Annotated in this window: 13 protein-coding genes and 1 riboswitch; of the genes, 5 read left to right on the top strand and 8 right to left on the bottom strand. The window is 62.5% G+C overall.

Features of this window, described 5'->3' with window-relative positions; genetic code table 11:
- Positions 1 to 26 precede the first annotated feature (26 nt).
- Positions 27 to 644, top strand: a complete 618-nt coding sequence (locus DQ397_RS18510; RefSeq protein WP_043207212.1) for a hemolysin III family protein — start codon at positions 27 to 29, stop codon at positions 642 to 644.
- On the opposite strand, the gene DQ397_RS18515 is transcribed toward DQ397_RS18510, so the two are convergent.
- Together DQ397_RS18515 and DQ397_RS18520 are read right to left on the bottom strand one after the other, a co-directional pair.
- Entirely contained in the window at positions 641 to 1,360 is a 720-nt protein-coding gene (locus DQ397_RS18515) for a 16S rRNA (uracil(1498)-N(3))-methyltransferase (RefSeq protein ID WP_043207214.1), read from the bottom strand. The genes DQ397_RS18510 and DQ397_RS18515 overlap by 4 nt on opposite strands.
- Before the next feature lie 144 nt (positions 1,361 to 1,504).
- Entirely contained in the window at positions 1,505 to 2,911 is a 1,407-nt protein-coding gene (locus DQ397_RS18520) for an adenosylmethionine--8-amino-7-oxononanoate transaminase (RefSeq protein ID WP_043207215.1), read from the bottom strand.
- A gap of 231 nt (positions 2,912 to 3,142) precedes the next feature.
- On the opposite strand from DQ397_RS18520, the gene DQ397_RS18525 reads away from it, so the two are divergent.
- The 3 genes from DQ397_RS18525 to DQ397_RS18535 all read left to right on the top strand — a co-directional run bounded on the left by DQ397_RS18525 (position 3,143) and on the right by DQ397_RS18535 (position 6,416).
- Positions 3,143 to 4,981, top strand: coding sequence for a flavin monoamine oxidase family protein (locus DQ397_RS18525; protein ID WP_043207217.1), 1,839 nt, complete (start codon positions 3,143 to 3,145; stop codon positions 4,979 to 4,981).
- Positions 4,982 to 5,251: 270 nt separating this feature from the next.
- Complete coding sequence (locus tag DQ397_RS18530; RefSeq protein WP_043207219.1) at positions 5,252 to 5,803, top strand: cytochrome b; 552 nt, start codon at positions 5,252 to 5,254, stop codon at positions 5,801 to 5,803.
- Positions 5,804 to 5,837: 34 nt separating this feature from the next.
- On the top strand, positions 5,838 to 6,416 hold the full coding sequence (locus DQ397_RS18535; RefSeq protein WP_043207221.1) for a YceI family protein: 579 nt from the start codon (positions 5,838 to 5,840) through the stop codon (positions 6,414 to 6,416).
- A gap of 65 nt (positions 6,417 to 6,481) precedes the next feature.
- Here DQ397_RS18535 and DQ397_RS18540 read toward each other — a convergent pair whose 3' ends face one another.
- From DQ397_RS18540 to ahcY, 5 genes are all read right to left on the bottom strand, one after another.
- On the bottom strand, positions 6,482 to 8,380 hold the full coding sequence (locus DQ397_RS18540; protein WP_043207224.1) for a DEAD/DEAH box helicase: 1,899 nt from the start codon (positions 8,378 to 8,380) through the stop codon (positions 6,482 to 6,484).
- Between the two features lie 217 nt (positions 8,381 to 8,597).
- Positions 8,598 to 9,386: an ABC transporter substrate-binding protein gene (locus DQ397_RS18545; protein ID WP_043207226.1), complete on the bottom strand. Its 789-nt coding sequence runs from the start codon at positions 9,384 to 9,386 to the stop codon at positions 8,598 to 8,600.
- 48 nt (positions 9,387 to 9,434) lie between these two features.
- On the bottom strand, positions 9,435 to 10,511 hold the full coding sequence (locus DQ397_RS18550) for a hypothetical protein (protein WP_043207228.1): 1,077 nt from the start codon (positions 10,509 to 10,511) through the stop codon (positions 9,435 to 9,437).
- Between the two features lie 93 nt (positions 10,512 to 10,604).
- A complete protein-coding gene (metF, locus tag DQ397_RS18555) occupies positions 10,605 to 11,450 on the bottom strand; it encodes a methylenetetrahydrofolate reductase [NAD(P)H] (protein ID WP_043207230.1) in 846 nt (281 codons plus the stop codon).
- A 157-nt stretch (positions 11,451 to 11,607) separates the two neighbouring features.
- On the bottom strand, positions 11,608 to 13,017 hold the full coding sequence (gene ahcY, locus DQ397_RS18560; RefSeq protein WP_043207233.1) for an adenosylhomocysteinase: 1,410 nt from the start codon (positions 13,015 to 13,017) through the stop codon (positions 11,608 to 11,610).
- A gap of 21 nt (positions 13,018 to 13,038) precedes the next feature.
- A riboswitch (S-adenosyl-L-homocysteine riboswitch) is annotated at positions 13,039 to 13,134 on the bottom strand.
- 179 nt (positions 13,135 to 13,313) lie between these two features.
- On the opposite strand from ahcY, the gene DQ397_RS18565 reads away from it, so the two are divergent.
- On the top strand, positions 13,314 to 13,715 hold the full coding sequence (locus DQ397_RS18565) for an acyl-CoA thioesterase (RefSeq protein WP_043207235.1): 402 nt from the start codon (positions 13,314 to 13,316) through the stop codon (positions 13,713 to 13,715).
- Between the two features lie 32 nt (positions 13,716 to 13,747).
- Here the strand turns inward: DQ397_RS18565 and DQ397_RS18570 are convergent, their stop codons facing one another.
- Positions 13,748 to 14,983: a sodium:proton antiporter gene (locus tag DQ397_RS18570; protein WP_043207237.1), complete on the bottom strand. Its 1,236-nt coding sequence runs from the start codon at positions 14,981 to 14,983 to the stop codon at positions 13,748 to 13,750.
- Between the last annotated feature and the right edge of the window lie 121 nt (positions 14,984 to 15,104).

Here is a 15,104-nt window from a genome sequence, read left to right on the forward strand (position 1 = left end):
AAGCTGTCAGGGAGGTCAGTGTTTGCATGTATTACGGTGAACGCTTCAACGCCTGGACGCACCTGGTCGGTGCCGTGCTGGCCTGTATCGGTGCCATCTGGCTGATCGTCGTGGCCGGATTGCAGGGCGATCCGTGGAAGATCGTCAGCTTTTCCATCTACGGCAGCACTCTACTGCTGCTCTATAGCATCTCAACGCTCTACCACAGCACCCGTGGGCGGGCGAAGGTGATCATGCGCAAGCTCGATCACCTGTCGATCTACCTGCTCATCGCCGGCAGCTACACGCCGTTCTGTCTGGTCAGCCTGCGCGGCCCCTGGGGCTGGAGCCTGTTCGGCGTGGTCTGGGGGCTGGCCTTGATCGGCATGCTCCAGGAGATCAAGCCGCGCTCCGAGGCGCGGGTGCTGTCGATCATCATCTATGCGGTGATGGGCTGGATCGTCCTGGTGGCGGTCAAGCCGTTGCTGCAGAGCCTGGGCGGCGCCGGCTTCGCCTGGCTGGCGGCCGGCGGTGCGTTCTACACCATCGGCATCCTGTTCTTCGCCTTCGACAGCCGCTTTCGCCATTGGCATGGCATCTGGCACCTGTTCGTCATCGCCGGCAGTCTCATGCACTTCGTCGCGGTGTTCTTCTACGTGCGTTAGAAGTCGCCCCACAGCTGCTGGGCCACCGACAGCGCCACGACCGGCGCGGTCTCGGTGCGCAGTACCCGTGGGCCAAGGCGTGCGGCGTGGAAGCCGGCGGCCTTGGCCTGGTCGACTTCGGCGTCGCTCAAGCCGCCTTCGGGGCCGATCAGGAATGCCAGGCGGCCGGGGTGTGCATGGCTGGTCAGCGGTTCAGCGACCGGGTGCAGCACCAGGTTGAGGTCGGCCTCGGTATCCTTGAGCCATTCGGCCAGGGTCACCGGCGGGTGGATCACCGGCAGCGTCGAGCGGCCGCACTGTTCGCACGCGCTGATCGCCACTTGCCGCCAATGGGCCAGGCGCTTGTCGGCGCGTTCGTCCTTCAGGCGCACTTCGCAGCGTTCGCTGACGATTGGCGTGATCGCGTTGGCGCCAAGCTCGGTGGCCTTCTGGATCGCCCAGTCCATCCGCTCGCCGCGGGACAGGCCCTGGCCCAGGTGGACATGCAATGGGGACTCGGCCTGGCCGGGCAAGGCCTGGTCCAGGGTGACGCGCACGGATTTCTTGCCGACGTCGAGCAACTGGCCACGAAACTCCTGGCCACTGCCGTCGAACAGTTGCACAGCGTCTCCGGGCGCCATGCGCAGCACGCGGCCAATGTAGTGGGCCTGGGCTTCGGGCAACTCGTGCTCGCCGAGGCTCAGGGGGGCGTCGATGAAGAAGCGGGACAGTCTCATGGCTTTGCTCAGGAAATGAAATGGACATCGTCCCCGTGGAAGTGGCGTTGGGCCGCTGCGATTTACTGGCGAATGCGAGGGGAAATCCTCGATCCGCATTCGCAGATGAACCCGCTTCCACAGGGGGCGAGGCGAGCCTCAGGGTTAGCCCGGATCGCGGAAGTCGGGGTGGAAGTTGGCCGGCACCGCCACGCTGACGCTGTCGCGGGTGGCGATGTCGATGCCTTCGCTGGCCACTTCGGCGAGGAAGTCGATTTGCTCCGGGGTGATCACGTAGGGCGGCAGGAAATACACCACGCTGCCCAGCGGTCGCAGCAGCGCGCCGCGGGTCAGGGCGTGTTCGAAGACCTTCAGGCCGCGCCGCTCCTGCCAGGGGTAGGCAGTCTTGCTGGTTTTGTCCTGGACCATCTCGATGGCCAGGACCATACCGGTCTGGCGGATCTCGGCGACATGGGCGTGGTCGGCCAGGTGCGCAGTGGCGCTGGCCATGCGTGCCGACAGGGCCTTGTTGGCCTCGATCACGTTGTCTTGCTCGAAGATGTCCAGCGTCGCCAGGGCCGCGGCGCAGGCCAGCGGGTTGCCCGTGTAGCTGTGCGAATGGAGGAACGCCCGCAGGGTCGGGTAATCGTCGTAGAACGCCTGGTAGACATCATCGGTGGTCAGGCAAGCGGCCAGCGGCAGGTATCCGCCGGTCAGGGCCTTGGATAGGCACAGGAAGTCCGGGCGGATCCCGGCCTGTTCGCATGCGAACATCGTCCCTGTGCGGCCGAAGCCTACGGCGATTTCGTCGTGGATCAGGTGCACACCATAGCGGTCGCAGGCCTCGCGCAGCAGCTTGAGGTATACCGGGTGGTACATGCGCATTCCGCCAGCGCCCTGGATCAGCGGTTCGACGATCACGGCGGCGATGCTGGCGTGGTGCTCGGCCAGGGTCTGTTCCATGAGCGCGAACATGTTGCGTGAGTGCTCTTCCCAGCCCATGCCTTCGGGGCGCAGGTAGCAGTCCGGGCTCGGCACCTTGATGGTGTCGAGCAGCAACGCCTTGTAGGTCTCGGTGAACAGCGGCACGTCGCCCACCGACATGGCGGCGATGGTTTCTCCGTGATAGCTGTTGGTCAGGGTGACGAAGCGCTTCTTGTTCACCTGGCCTTTGTTCTGCCAGTAGTGGAAGCTCATCTTCAGCGCCACTTCGATGCACGACGAGCCGTTGTCGGCATAAAACACCCGGTCCAGCCCCGCCGGTGTCATGGCCACCAGGCGTTCGGACAGCTCGATTACCGGCTGGTGGCTGAAGCCGGCCAGGATCACGTGCTCGAGCTGATCGACCTGGTCCTTGATGCGCTGGTTGATGCGCGGATTGGCGTGGCCGAACACATTGACCCACCAGGAACTGACGGCGTCCAGGTAGCGCTTGCCTTCGAAGTCCTCCAGCCACACGCCTTCACCACGGCGGATCGGGATCAGCGGCAGCTGCTCGTGGTCTTTCATCTGGGTGCAGGGGTGCCAGAGGACCTTGAGGTCACGTTGCATCCACTGTTGGTTGAGGCCCATGGGCAGATCTCCTGGCGGGGCGTGCTGAGGCCGACAAGCCTAAGCAATGGGGCCGCGCAGGACAACCGACGCGCAGCGCATGATTGCGCCGAAAATTAAATTTCCTGTGCTGGCAAGCACTTGATGTCACTACGCTGGCAGGGTCTGGAGACCTGACGTATTCTTAACGCATCTCGTCCCAGGGGCACTCTCCCCCTCTTTTCTGTCACTTCTGATCCGGAGTTCGCCAACATGGCTGCTGCTTGGGTGCGCCTGTGCGCGTTGGTATTGATTGGTGTCTCCAGCGGTGCCGCGCTGGCCAAGGACACGAGCCCCACGGCGATCGTCGTGGGTGGGGGCCTGGCAGGCCTGACCGCGGCCTATGAACTGCAGAACAAAGGCTGGCAGGTCACGCTGCTGGAGGCCAAGTCCGGCATGGGCGGCCGTTCGGGCCTGGCCACCAGCGAGTGGATCGGCAACGGCAAGAGCCAGCCGGTGCTCAACCAGTACCTGGACCGTTTCAAGCTTGAAACACTGCCCGCCCCTGAATTCGTACGCACCCCCGGCTACCTGATCGACGGCGAGTATTTCAGCGCCAGCGATCTGGCCACCAAGCAACCGGCCACCGCCGATGCGCTCAAGCGTTACGAGAAGACCCTCGATGATCTGGCCCGTTCGATCGAGGACCCGCTGAACCCGGCCGCCACCAGCACCTTGTTTGCCCTCGACCAGATGAACGTCTCCACCTGGCTGGACAAACTGCAACTGCCTGCCACGGCACGGCAATTGATCAACCAGCAGATCCGCACCCGTTACGACGAGCCGTCGCGTCTGTCGCTGCTCTATTTCGCCCAGCAGAACCGGGTCTACCGCGGTATCAGTGATCGTGACCTGCGCGCTGCGCGCCTGCCAGGCGGCAGCCCGGTGCTGGCGCAGGCCTTCGTCAAGCAACTCAAGACCATCAAGACCAGCTCGCCGGTCACCTCGATCGTCCAGGACAGCAAAGGCGTGACGGTCAAGGTCGGCAGCGTCGGCTACCAGGCCGATTATTTGGTCATGGCCGTGCCGCTGCGCGCCCTGGCGAAGATCCAGATGACCCCGGGGCTGGACAGCCAGCACCTGGCGGCCTTGAAAGGCACCAACTACGGTTGGCGCGACCAGATGATGCTCAAGTTCAAGAAACCCGTCTGGGAAAGCCGTGCGCGCATGTCCGGCGAAATCTTCAGCAATGCCGGCCTCGGCATGTTGTGGATCGAGCCGGCGCTCAAAGGCGGCGCGAATGTGGTGATCAACCTCTCGGGTGACAATGCCCGACTGCTGCAGGCCTTTGGCGACAAGCAGATGGTCGATCAGGTGCTGATTCGACTGCACGCGTTCTATCCGCAGGCCCGGGGCGCGTTCACCGGCTACGAAGTGCGCCGCTACAGCACCGACGCCGGTACTGGCGGCGCCTATCTGGCCTATGGCCCAGGCCAGATCAGCAAGTACTGGCGCCTGTGGGAGCGTCCGGTGCAACGCATAGCCTTCGCCGGCGAGCACACCGATGCACTCTACCCTGGCACCCTGGAAGGCGCGCTGCGCAGCGGCCAGCGTGCTGCCAGCCAGGTGCAGGACCTGGCGGCCGGCAAGTCGTTCGATCCGGCCAAGGCTGCACCGGTTGCCGCCGCCGCAGCGGGCGCGGTTGCCGCCAAGGACAAAGGTGGATTCTTCTCCAACCTGTTCGGCGGATCGTCCGGCAAGGCACCTGCCAAGGCGGACGCGGTGAAGGCAGAGGAAGCCAAGCAGGACAAGCCAGGCTTCTTCTCGCGCCTGTTCGGTGGCGGCGACAAGCCCCAGGCCAAAGCTGCACCGATCGCCAAGGCTGACGAGGTCGCACCGGTGGTAGCGCCGGAACCTGAGCCTGCCCCAGCGCCAGTGGCCAAGGAGGAGCCCGTCAAGCCAGCGGCGAACAAGGTTGCACCTGCCAAGCCCGCCCAGGCCCACAAGCCGTCCGCCAAACAGGCCCACAAGCCCGCGCCGGTGAAAAAGACCACGGCCAAATCCGAGCCTGTGAAAAAACCACTGGCCAATACCCAGGCCAAGGCTGGCTGAGGACTCGGGCCCCTCGCGGTGAGCCGCTTCTTTTTGGGTAAACCCGCTCCCATTTGGATTGCGTTGTTTTAGGACATTGCAACCGATTGCGAGCGGGTTTACACCGCACTACGACAACCCGCCGCTGAACATCTATCGTTAATGTTTTCTTAATAGGAAACTTCCAAAATACCTATCGTATTTGTCGATAATCCCAAGCGAATTTTTCCGCTTTCTTTCGATACGTTACGCGTTAGTCTGTGCACAGCTTTCACGGAGAATCACGCCAACATGCAACTGCGCAACTCTGCTTCTCGCTACGGCCTGGTCAGTATCGTCATGCATTGGGGCGTGGCCCTGGCGGTCTTCGGGTTGTTCGGCCTCGGCCTGTGGATGGTCGGCCTGGACTACTACAGCCCCTGGCGCAAGTCCGCGCCCGATCTGCACAAGAGCATCGGCCTGGTGCTGTTGGCGGTGATGGTGCTGCGTGTACTTTGGCGTTTCGTCAGCCCGCCACCGCCGGCACCTGCCAACCATGGCGCATTCACCCGCCTGGCCGCGAAGCTTGGCCATGCGGTGCTGTACCTTGGGCTGTTCGCCGTGATGATTGCCGGGTACCTGATTTCCACCGCTGATGGGGTGGGCATCCCGGTATTCGACTGGTTCGAGGTTCCGGCGCTGGTCAGTGACCTGCCCGATCAGGCGGATACCGCCGGAGCCATTCACCTCTACCTGGCCTGGGGGCTGGTGATTTTTGCCATCCTGCATGCCTTGGCAGCTCTGAAACACCATTTCATCGACCGTGACGCGACCCTGAGCCGTATGCTGGGCCGCAAAGCTTGACTCTCTACCTCAATTGCATAGGAAGGAAGTAAGGATGTTCAAAAAGACTTTTGCCGCACTGGCGCTCGGTACCGCACTGCTCTCCGCCGGCCAGGCCATGGCTGCCGAGTACAAGATCGACAAGGAAGGCCAGCACGCGTTCGTCGACTGGAAGATCAGCCACCTGGGTTACAGCTTCATCCACGGTACCTTCAAGGACTTCGACGGCAACTTCACTTGGGACAGCGCCAAGCCTGAGGCCAGCAAGATCGCCGTCAATCTGAAGACCGCGAGCCTGTGGTCGAACCACGCCGAGCGTGACAAGCACATCGCCAGCGCTGACTTCCTGGACGTTAAGAAGTACCCGGAAGCCAAGTTCGTCTCCACCAGCGTCAAGTCGACCGGTGAAAAGACCGCTGACGTGACCGGCGATCTGACCATGCACGGCGTGACCAAACCTGTCACCTTCAAGGCAACCTTCAATGGCGAAGGCAAGGATCCATGGGGCGGCGAGCGTGCCGGCTTCAACGCCACCACCACGCTGAACCTGAACGACTTCGGCATCAAAGGCCCAGGCCCGTCCTCCCAGACCCTGGACCTGGACATCAGCGTCGAAGGCGTGAAGCAGAAGTAATTCGCTTTGCCCTGACGAAAAACGCCGCCCATTGGGCGGCGTTTTCGTTTGCGCGAGTGCTGGGCTCAGCCCTTGCGGGTCAGCAAAGCAGGACGCTCACCGCGTGGGCGGCTCGGCAAGTCATCGAGTTGCTCCGGTGTCGGATAGCGATCGAGCTTGGACTCCTTGCGGATGATCACCGGCTGATGGGTTTCACGCGGGCTGCGAACGGCTGGCTCTTGGCGGGAGAAGTCGTCACGGCTCGAGGAGCGGTTGCGGCCGCCGCCATTATTGTCGCGGCGTGCACCGCCGTTGTTGTTGCGGGTGCGTTTCTCGCCGGAACCTTGCCCCTGGCTCTGACCTTGGCCTTTGCGCTGGCCGCCGCCATTGTTGCGTGGCTGGCCGCTGCCGTTGCGTTGGCTCTGCCCTTGGCCTTGACCCTGGCCGCCTGGACGACGGTTACGGCCTTGGTTCTTGGCGTTTTGGTAGGGGCTGACGTAGTCGGCGCGGTTGCCGAAGTTGTCGATGTCGTCGTCCAGGAATTCTTCTGGATCACGGTCCACCGGAACCGACGGCATGCCGCTCTGGCCTTGGGCCGCTTGCTGCTGGCGGGGTTTCTTGTTGCGCGGCTTGCGCTGTTGCTGGGATTTCTCGCCTGACTTTTCCTGCTCGGCTGGCTTCTCGGCGGCGTGCTGCTTGGCCTTGCCTTTATCCTTGCCTTTGTCCTTGCGACCGCCGCTGCCGTCCTTGCTGCCTTCGGCGCGCTGCTGATTGCGGCCACCACGACCGTTGTTCTGCGGACGTTCGCGCACTTCCGGCTTCTCGGCTTCCACCTGGCTTGGGTCGAAGCCCATCAGGTCGCCGTCCGGGATCTTCTGCTTGGTGACCCGCTCGATGCTCTTGAGCAGTTTTTCTTCATCCGGCGCGACCAAGGAGATGGCTTCGCCCGAACGGCCCGCTCGACCGGTACGGCCGATGCGGTGGACGTAGTCTTCCTCGACATTAGGCAGCTCGAAGTTGACCACGTGAGGCAGTTGGTCGATATCCAGGCCGCGGGCGGCGATATCGGTGGCGACCAGCACGCGCACGGTGTTGGCCTTGAAGTCGGCCAGGGCCTTGGTGCGGGCGTTCTGGCTCTTGTTGCCGTGAATCGCGGCAGCGCTCAGGCCGTGCTTTTCCAGGTACTCGGCCAGGCGGTTGGCGCCATGCTTGGTACGGGTGAATACCAGCACCTGCTCCCAGGCGCCGAGGGTGATCAGGTGGGCCAGCAGGGCACGCTTGTGGCTAGCCGGCAGGCGATAGACACGTTGCTCGATACGCTCGACCGTGGTGTTCGGCGGCGTGACTTCGATGCGCTCGGGGTTGTGCAGCAGCTTGTCGGCAAGGTCAGTGATGTCCTTGGAGAAGGTCGCCGAGAACAGCAGGTTCTGACGTTTGGCCGGCAGGCGGGAAAGGACCTTCTTGACGTCGTGGATGAAGCCCATGTCGAGCATGCGGTCGGCTTCGTCGAGCACCAGGATTTCCACATGGGACAGGTCCACGCTGCCTTGGCCGGCCAGATCGAGCAGGCGGCCCGGGCAGGCGACCAGGACATCGACGCCCTTGGCCATGGCCTGGATCTGCGGATTCATGCCGACGCCGCCAAAGATGCAGGCGCTGATCAGGTTCAGATCACGGGCATAAACCTTGAAGCTGTCGTGTACCTGAGCTGCCAGCTCGCGGGTCGGGGTCAGCACCAGTACGCGAGGCTGACGCGGGCCGTGGCGCTGGGACTTGTCAGGGTGGCCACCGGGAAACAGACGCTCGAGGATCGGCAGTGCAAAACCGCCGGTTTTACCAGTACCTGTCTGGGCAGCGACCATCAGGTCGCGACCTTGCAACACGGCGGGAATGGCCCGCTGTTGCACCGGAGTGGGCTGGGTATAGCCCGCAGCCTCGATAGCGCGGACAAGAGCCTCGGAGAGACCGAGGGAAGCAAAGGACATGGGCAATCCTGTTCTCGTGGGGGCTGGGCCCGATGGGATGATCTGCCTGGCGCGACGGGCATCGGCGAGATGCGATCGCGTCCGGTCCAGCTGGGCATTCACTGCGCATCCGGGAGGCGGCGGGCGGCACTGGGTGCGTTGCCGACGGGTCGAGATGCCTGTTGCGAGGCCGAGCGTCCGGGCGTGAGCCGGGCGGGAAGGCCCGAGTATAACAGAGCTATCGCGCTCTGCTGTGTTCGTGCTGCTCAACGGCGTCAGGAATATTGCCGAGGTCGCTGTCGTAACGGGCATTGATGGCCGCATACGCAGGGTCTTGCTTGAAGCGTCGCAGCTCGTCGGCGAACGCCTGTGCCAAGCGTTCCCTTCCGGGTTTGTTCGCAAGTCCCAGGTATTGAGGGTGTCGGCTGATTACCAAGGGTAGCTCCTGAACCTGTCCCTCGAGCCCCAATTGCCGCCGCAACAGGCGCCCCGCACGGCGGTCTGTCACCAGTAGATCGATGCGCCCGAGCATCAACTTGCCGAAATTCGCCTCATGGGTGGGCGCCGGCTCTCGACGAAACAGGAAGGACTCGCTGAACGCCCGGCTGTAGGTGTAGCCCGGCGAGGTCCCTACGGTAAGGCCCGCAAGGTCTTTCAGGCGTTCGATGGCGTGAGGCCTGGCGTCGGCCTGGAACAGCACGAACTCAACCTCCGAGAGTGCCTCGTCCGGGTAGACCATGAACGGTTTGCGCGAATCGACCTGGAAGATGTCCAGCACACCGTCGGCCGCACCTTGCTCCACCATGGCGAGACAGCGTTTCCAGGGCAGCAGTTGCCAGTCGACATCGATGCCGAGTCGCTTGAGCACTTCGTTGGCGACTTCGTAGTCGATGCCTTTGGGCTGGCCTTCGTGCCAGTAGATATAGGGCGCCCAGTCATCGCTAACCAAGCGCAGGCGCTCCGCCTTGGCAAACGGGCTCAGGCAGACGAGCAGCAGGGCGCAAAGAAGGGGGGTTAAGTCAGGCATGGCGGCAGCGTACGTCCAATGTGTGTCCGAGGCCAGTGAAGCCTGTCGTCAGCCTTTGTCAGGCTTGAGCAGATGATCCCGCACGTCCTGATACTTGCTCCCCAAAGACAGACGTAAGCCAGGGTGGTGCAGCAATTGGTGCAGTTGTTCGCTGTTCAGGCGCCCTTGGCGTTGCTGAAGATTTTCCAGTGCCTTGTCCCACCAGGCGGAGGTACAGGCCCGATCGAATTCGTTGGCATAGGGGTAGCAGCCGTACAGCAACTCCCGAGCAAATTGGCGTTGGTGGCGGGGCAGTGTCAGGCTCAGGGCCTTGTATCCCAGGCGATGCAAGGTGGGCGGTTTTGGCAGGCGGTCGTTGACCAGGGCTACGTCGGCCAGGGCGGCCTCGCCCAGAGGGTCATCCCCGTGCTTGTGCAACCAGGCCTGGATCTTGGCGCGGAACAGGTCCTTGCGGCTCCAGTAGTGGTGGATGACGTCGGTGCAGTCGGTCAGCGTCAGCGTGCGATAGGCCGCCACGGCCAGACAGAACTCTTCGAGAGTATAGGCGTTGGGGACGATGGGGTGGAACTCGTCCATCAGCGCGATCGATTGGTCGAGTGCTCCTGAATCCTCTGCCGCAAGGCCGATGACGCCGGAGTTGACCAGGTTCATGTGGTCATCCGCCAGGCCGCGCGCGTGCAGGATGTTGCGCAGGCCTTGGTACAGGTCGGTGTTCGGGTTTTCGCCATAGCGTGCGCAGATGGCGTTGCACAGCAGATGGCCGGGCTTGACGCGACGCAGCAGTTCCATCGGCGATTGGCGGAAGAACGTGTCGGTGTCGATCAGCACCGCCTGGGAATGCTGCTCGAGGGCCTGGCGTAACAGAACATGCTTGCTGCGAAAATGGTAGCCATGGGGTTGGGCCCAGGCCGCGCGCGTGGCATCGCAAATAAGGTGAACGGTGACCGGGAGTTTCGCGTAGGGCGCGGGGTCGTCGGTATGGACCTGGATGTCCAGGGCTTGGCTGCCGGACTCTTTCAGCTGGGCGAGGGCGCTGATGATGCTGAAGCAAGCTTCCTGATGGTAGGTCTTTGCACCGAACGCTAGATAGATGAGCTGAGGTGCCGAGGAAGGCAAAGGCTGCATGGGCGGCTCGCTAACAGGTCTAAGGCTGGATGAAAGGTTTTAGCCTAATACCTAAGCCTTAAAGCTGCCTTAAGGACCTGTTAGCGAAATATGTCAGCGCGGCAGCTTCAGGTTGTTCCAGATCGCCAGGCTCGGCTCGGCCTGGTTCAACGTGTAGAAGTGCAGGCCCGGTGCGCCGCCTTGGAGCAACTGCTCGCACATGCGGGTGATCACCTCTTCGCCGAACGCCTGGATGCTGGCGGTGTCGTCGCCATAGGCTTCCAGCTGCTTACGAATCCAGCGGGGGATCTCAGCACCGCAGGCGTCGGAGAAGCGCGCCAGCTTGCTGTAGTTGGTGATCGGCATGATGCCGGGCACGACCGGGATGTCCACACCCATCTTCTGCACGCGCTCTACGAAATAGAAGTAGCTCTCGGCATTGAAGAAGTACTGGGTGATGGCGCTGTTTGCACCGGCCTTGACCTTGTGCACGAAGTTGGTGAGATCGGACTCGAAATTGCGCGCCTGAGGGTGCATCTCCGGGTAGGCCGCGACTTCCAGATGGAAGTGATCGCCGCTTTCCTGGCGGATGAACTCGACCAGGTCGCTGGCATAGCGCAGCTCGCCATAGGCCATGCCCATGCCCGACGGGAGGTCGCCGCGCAGGGCAACGATGCGCTTGATGCCTGCTGCCTTGTACTGGGCGATCAGGGCGCGCAGCTCTTCCTTGCTGTCACCGACGCAAGACAAGTGTGGCGCGGCAGGAATCTTCACTTCGCTTTCCAGCTGCAGCACCGTGTTCAGGGTGCGATCGCGGGTGGAACCACCGGCACCGTAGGTGCAGGAGAAGAAATCGGGGTTGTAGCCCGCCAGCTGGCGAGCGACCGCCATCAGCTTTTCATGGCCGGCATCGGTCTTGGTGGGGAAAAACTCGAAACTGTAGCGGCGTTCTTGTGACATCACTCGTTCCTCGTGCAGCCCGCCTCACGCGGCAAGCTGCAAGTAAAAGCCAGATCGGTGATGGCCGATCTGGCTTGGCATCGTTCAAGATTCCTTAGCCTGGGCTTCAAGCGGCATCGGCGCGCTCTGCCGCTGCTTGCCGCTTGAAGCTTGCCGCTTAGTAGCGGTAGGTGTCCGGCTTGAACGGGCCTTCGACGGTCACGCCGATATATTCGGCCTGCTGCGGGGTCAGCTGGGTGACCACGCCGCCGAAGCCGCGGACCATTTCCAGGGCCACTTCTTCGTCGAGTTTCTTGGGCAGTACTTCCACGGTCAAGCGCTCGGCCTTTTGTGCGGCAGGCAGTTGGGCGAACTTCTGCTCGAACAGGAAGATCTGGGCCAGCACCTGGTTGGCAAACGAGCCGTCCATGATGCGGCTTGGGTGGCCAGTGGCGTTGCCCAGGTTCACCAGGCGGCCCTCGGCCAGCAGGATCAGGTAGTCGTCGTTCTGCGGATCGAAGGTGCCAGCGCCGGTACGGTGGATCTTGTGAACCTGCGGCTTGACCTCTTCCCATGCCCAGTTCTTGCGCATGAAGGCGGTGTCGATCTCGTTGTCGAAGTGACCGATGTTGCAGACAACGGCGCGCTTCTTCAGGGCCTTGAGCATGTTGGCGTCGCAGACGTTGACGTTACCGGTGGTGGTGACGATCAGGTCGATGCGGCCCAGCAGGTCTTTGTTGATGCCGGCCTCGGTGCCGGTGTTGATACCGTCCTTGAACGGCGAGACGACTTCGAAGCCGTCCATGCAGGCCTGCATGGCACAGATCGGGTCGACTTCGGTGACCTTGACGATCATGCCTTCCTGACGCAGGGACTGGGCCGAGCCCTTGCCCACGTCTCCGTAGCCGATCACCAGGGCTTGCTTGCCCGACAGCAGGTGGTCGGTACCACGCTTGATGGCGTCGTTGAGGCTGTGACGGCAACCGTATTTGTTGTCGTTCTTGCTCTTGGTGACCGAGTCGTTGACGTTGATCGCCGGAACTTTCAGCTCGCCCTTGGCCAGCATGTCCAGCAGACGGTGCACGCCAGTGGTAGTTTCTTCGGTGATGCCGTGGATCTTCTCCAGCATCGCCGGGTACTTCTTGTGCAGGATTTCGGTCAGGTCACCGCCGTCGTCCAGAACCATGTTGGCGTCCCATGGCTGACCGTCCTTGAGGATGGTCTGCTCGATGCACCATTCGTACTCCTGCTCGGTCTCGCCCTTCCAGGCGAAAACCGGAATGCCGGCGGCGGCGATGGCGGCAGCGGCCTGGTCCTGGGTCGAGAAGATGTTGCACGACGACCAGCGCACCTCGGCACCCAGGGCGACCAGGGTCTCGATCAGCACGGCGGTCTGGATGGTCATGTGGATGCAGCCCAGGATCTTGGCGCCTTTGAGCGGTTGCTCAGCCTGGTACTTGCGACGCAGGCCCATCAGCGCGGGCATTTCCGATTCGGCGATGATGACTTCCTTGCGGCCCCAGTCGGCCAGGGAAATGTCGGCGACCTTGAAGTCGGAAAAACCTGCAGGCGTGTTTACAGCGCTCATCGAGAGCCTCCATTCGTAGTGTGCGAATGGGCGCCGTTGTGCGTTAGGCGTCCGCAGTGCGGACAACGCCCCAACCGAGCCTGACAGGCCGAGCCTGCTGCAGCGCCCCTCGGATGGGTGGCGGGATGGCCCCCGCGGCGGGTGGCCATGTGAATCGGCAGGGATTATAGCCGTGGCGTCGTGCCACGCCCAAGGTTTTCTGTCGCTTAATCGAGACGATAGTCGATGTTCAATGGAGAGGTGCCAAAGGCTCTGCCATCATTACCCTACGTTAGCCAAGCAGGTCAGGAGTACCGATGAATTTCCACACCCGCAAATGGGTAAAACCCGAAGACCTCAATCCCAACGGCACCCTGTTCGGTGGCAGCTTGCTGCGCTGGATCGACGAAGAGGCGGCGATCTACGCCATCGTCCAGTTGGGCAACCAGCGCGTGGTCACCAAGTACATGTCGGAAATCAACTTTGTCAGTGCCTCGCGTCAGGGCGACATCATCGAGCTGGGCATTACCGCCACCGAGTTCGGCCGTACGTCCATCACTCTCAAGTGTGAAGTGCGCAACAAGATCACCCGTAAAAGCATCCTGACCGTCGACAAGATGGTCTTCGTCAACCTGGGCGAGGACGGCCTGCCGGCCCCCCATGGGCGAACCGAGATCAAGTACATCCAGGACCAGTTCCCCGATACCGCGGTGGAATGACATCGGGGGCCGCGAAAGCAGCCCCAAAAGCCTCAAGGCTGTGCAGTAACCCCGCGCACCACCCGCCCGATGCTCAACCCCTGCACCAGGATCGAAGACAGCACCACGATGTAGGTGATCGACAGCAGCAGGTCACGCTCGGCGCCAGCGGGCAGCGACAGCGCCAGGGCCACCGACACTCCGCCGCGCAAACCTCCCCAGGTCAGTACGCGGACAGTCCCCTTGGGCACGCTGCGCCAGCGGCGCAGCAATACGATCGCAGGCGCCACGGTCAGCAGGCGCGACAGCAGCACTGCCACGGCCAGCACGCTCCCGGCGGCCAGGTGCAGCCAGTTGAACGGCAGTAGTAACAATTCCAGGCCGATCAGGGCGAACAGCAGGGCATTGAGCATGTCGTCGATCAATTCCCAGAAACCGTCCATGTAGCGACGGGTCATGTCGTTCATCGCTAGGTTGCGCCCCAGGTTGCCGATGATCAGGCCGGCCACCACCATTGCGATCGGCGCCGACACATGCAGCTCGTAGCACATGGCCGAGCCGCCGATCACCAATGCCAGGGTCAGCATCACCTCGACCTGGTACTGCTCGACGCTCTTGATCATGCGATAGGTGGCGTAACCAATCACACCGCCAAAGGCGATCCCGCCAATGGCTTCTCGGGCGAACAGCAAGGCGGTGTCGGCAAAGCTTGGCGCCTCGCCGAGCTGGACGATGCCCAGCAGGACGGTGAATACCACCACCGCCGTGCCGTCATTGAACAGCGACTCGCCCACGATCGTAGTCTTGAGTGGCTTGGAGGCATTGGCGGTACGCAGTGCGCCGAGTACGGCGATCGGGTCGGTGGGGGAGATCAGCGCGCCGAACAGCAGGCAGTAGATCAGCGGCACGTTCCAACCGAACATCGAGAAAACCCAATGGGCCAGATAGCCGATGACCAGCGTGGCGATCAGTACTCCGAAGGTGGCCAGCAGGCCGATCGGCCAGCGGTAGCTGCGCAAATCGGCAAGGTTGACGTGCAGCGCGCCGGCGAACAGCAGGAACGACAGCATCCAGTGCATCAACAGATCGTTGAAATCGATCTGGTTCATCAGCCCCTCGACGCGCGCTTCCAGGCCGGGGAAGCCGATCAGGCTCAGGCCTTGCAGGATCAAGGAGAACAGCAGGGCGGTGACCATCACGCCGATGGCCGGCGGCAGGCCGATGAAGCGGTAATTGACGTAGGTGAGGAGGGTGGTCAGGCAGATAAAAGCGGCAACAAGTTCAAGCATCCGAAATCCTGTGACAGTGGCTTCCAAGTCGTTACCCGAAATGCTCGGGCAGTTCTTTGATGGCCTGGTGAGCGTTTCGGGACACACCTTATGACCCGATCCGAAAGATTCGTTCCGCCGG

The sequence above is a fragment of the Pseudomonas sp. CK-NBRI-02 genome (assembly GCF_008124495.1).
Classification (GTDB): Bacteria; Pseudomonadota; Gammaproteobacteria; order Pseudomonadales; family Pseudomonadaceae; genus Aquipseudomonas; species Aquipseudomonas guariconensis.

What these genes read in the sequence shown, in the direction of transcription:
- DQ397_RS18510 (WP_043207212.1), top strand. Translation starts at nt 27, where the DNA reads ATGTATTACGGTGAACGCTTCAACGCCTGGACGCACCTGGTCGGTGCC.
- DQ397_RS18515 (WP_043207214.1), bottom strand. Translation starts at nt 1,360, where the DNA reads ATGAGACTGTCCCGCTTCTTCATCGACGCCCCCCTGAGCCTCGGCGAG.
- DQ397_RS18520 (WP_043207215.1), bottom strand. Translation starts at nt 2,911, where the DNA reads ATGGGCCTCAACCAACAGTGGATGCAACGTGACCTCAAGGTCCTCTGG.
- DQ397_RS18525 (WP_043207217.1), top strand. Translation starts at nt 3,143, where the DNA reads ATGGCTGCTGCTTGGGTGCGCCTGTGCGCGTTGGTATTGATTGGTGTC.
- DQ397_RS18530 (WP_043207219.1), top strand. Translation starts at nt 5,252, where the DNA reads ATGCAACTGCGCAACTCTGCTTCTCGCTACGGCCTGGTCAGTATCGTC.
- DQ397_RS18535 (WP_043207221.1), top strand. Translation starts at nt 5,838, where the DNA reads ATGTTCAAAAAGACTTTTGCCGCACTGGCGCTCGGTACCGCACTGCTC.
- DQ397_RS18540 (WP_043207224.1), bottom strand. Translation starts at nt 8,380, where the DNA reads ATGTCCTTTGCTTCCCTCGGTCTCTCCGAGGCTCTTGTCCGCGCTATC.
- DQ397_RS18545 (WP_043207226.1), bottom strand. Translation starts at nt 9,386, where the DNA reads ATGCCTGACTTAACCCCCCTTCTTTGCGCCCTGCTGCTCGTCTGCCTG.
- DQ397_RS18550 (WP_043207228.1), bottom strand. Translation starts at nt 10,511, where the DNA reads ATGCAGCCTTTGCCTTCCTCGGCACCTCAGCTCATCTATCTAGCGTTC.
- metF (WP_043207230.1), bottom strand. Translation starts at nt 11,450, where the DNA reads ATGTCACAAGAACGCCGCTACAGTTTCGAGTTTTTCCCCACCAAGACC.
- ahcY (WP_043207233.1), bottom strand. Translation starts at nt 13,017, where the DNA reads ATGAGCGCTGTAAACACGCCTGCAGGTTTTTCCGACTTCAAGGTCGCC.
- DQ397_RS18565 (WP_043207235.1), top strand. Translation starts at nt 13,314, where the DNA reads ATGAATTTCCACACCCGCAAATGGGTAAAACCCGAAGACCTCAATCCC.
- DQ397_RS18570 (WP_043207237.1), bottom strand. Translation starts at nt 14,983, where the DNA reads ATGCTTGAACTTGTTGCCGCTTTTATCTGCCTGACCACCCTCCTCACC.